Source organism: Flavobacterium sp., assembly GCF_029242675.1.
Lineage (GTDB): Bacteria > Bacteroidota > Bacteroidia > Flavobacteriales > Flavobacteriaceae > Flavobacterium.
In genome coordinates, this window is the sequence record NZ_JAQWTM010000193.1 from 1 (window position 1) to 1851 (window position 1851).

2 protein-coding genes are annotated in these 1851 nt (G+C 34.4%); one reads left to right on the forward strand and one right to left on the reverse strand.

Features of this window, described 5'->3' with window-relative positions; genetic code table 11:
* Positions 1 to 191 precede the first annotated feature (191 nt).
* Positions 192 to 1217: a LacI family DNA-binding transcriptional regulator gene (locus P8M54_RS07430; protein ID WP_300286784.1), complete on the reverse strand. Its 1026-nt coding sequence runs from the start codon at positions 1215 to 1217 to the stop codon at positions 192 to 194.
* A 345-nt stretch (positions 1218 to 1562) separates the two neighbouring features.
* On the opposite strand from P8M54_RS07430, the gene rplM reads away from it, so the two are divergent.
* Positions 1563 to 1851: 50S ribosomal protein L13 (rplM, locus tag P8M54_RS07435; protein WP_300286786.1), on the forward strand; the 289-nt coding region annotated here is incomplete at its 3' end.

Sequence of the window (1851 nt, forward strand, 5' to 3'; positions counted from 1 at the left end):
TGAATTAGAAAAAATCCAACCAATGATCAAGCACGAAATCGAAGATGCTTTTCAGCTTGATGTTCCTGTAGTGGTGGATTTAGGAAAGGGGAAAAACTGGTTAGAAGCGCATTAAAAAACCATAGAAAATAAAAAACCCACTCAAATTTTATAGCAATTGGAGCGGGTTTTAAACAAGGAAAGAAAAAGTTTTAACTTCTTGTTGATTCTCTTTCTTTCAAAATCGTATTAATAACAACCGTTCTATACGGCAACTCTTCTTCTTCCTTACTTTCTAATCGATCGATTAATAACTGAGCCGCTTTTTCACCAATTTCAGGAGCATGCTGACTAACGGTGGTAACACTAGGAGTTAAACGTCTGGACGCTAAAATTCCGTCAGCAAAACCGATAATAGAAAGTTCTTCTGGGATTTTAAATCCATTTTTCAAACCAAATTTCAAGGCCGCAACGGTATCAGTTTCCTCTAAAGCAAAAATAGCGTCAATCATTTGCCCTGAAGGCATGGTCGCAATAGCATTTTTAAGGTCTTCTTCGGAATCTGTTCTAAAAACAATATTTTCATTAATGGCAATCGCATTATTTTCCAATGCTTTCAAATACCCACTCGTACGCAATTTTCCAACACTTAAATTATCTACAGAGGAAAACAAAGCAATATTTTTACATCCTAAATCAATTAAACGCTGCGTAGCATTCAATGCTGAATTATAATCATCCACAATTACCTTGTCACATTCAACTCCTTCGGCGATGCGATCAAACATAACAATAGGCGTACCATCGTTGATGATTTCAGTAAAATGAGTGTAGTCTTGTAATTTTTGAGCTTCTTCAGACACCGATAATATAAAACCATCAATCGTACCATTGCTCAAAATTTCTAAAGCGCTAATTTCCTTAGTTAGCGACTCATTCGAAATACAAGTGATAACATTATATCCTTTTTGTTCCGCTACTTTTTCGATACCGCTAAAAACCTTGGCGAAAAACGAATTTAGGATATTGGGGATGATTACACCAATAGTTTTCGTTTTTCTGTTTTTAAGGTTTAAACCTATGACATTGGGTTTATAATTCTTAAGCTTCGCATACTCCTTAATTTTTATTTTAGTTTGCTCACTTATTTCCGGACTATCGTTTAGCGCCTTCGAAACAGTCGAAACCGAGACGTTAAGTTCTTTAGCTATTTGTTTAAGAGTTGCTTTGACTTTCATAGTTGTTGTTTTATTGGCTCGAATGCTTACCTAATCCCTGCGCTTTCTTTCAAGGAAATCACAGTTAGATCTACCAAAAATAGGTATTTAATAAGCTTTTGCAATCAAGATAAGCATGCAAGATAAAAATTTTATTTCATCCTTCAAAAGTAATATGAAAATAGAATTAAGGCTTAATGGTTTGCTAACTAAATCGACATTACTCTTAGCAAACAAATATACAATTGATAATCAGCACAAAAACATCTAGAAAATAATCTTTTAAGCTATTTGCATTTAAAATAATAAATTGTACTTTTGCAACCCCTTTATTGGGGATGGAATGTTTAATTAAAATATATTATTGTGAACGCATTAAGCTACAAGACAATTTCAACAACAAAAGCTAACTCTGTAAAAGAGTGGATTGTTGTAGATGCAGATGGTCATAACTTAGGACGTCTTGCTTCAAAAGTCGCTATGATTTTGAGAGGGAAGTACAAGCCAAGTTACTCACCACACGTGGACTGTGGAGATAACGTAATCGTTATCAACTCAGAAAAAATCAACCTTACAGGTAACAAAATGGACGAAAAGATTTACATGCGTCATACAGGTTACCCAGGAGGACAAAGAACTTTAACTGCTAAAGTAT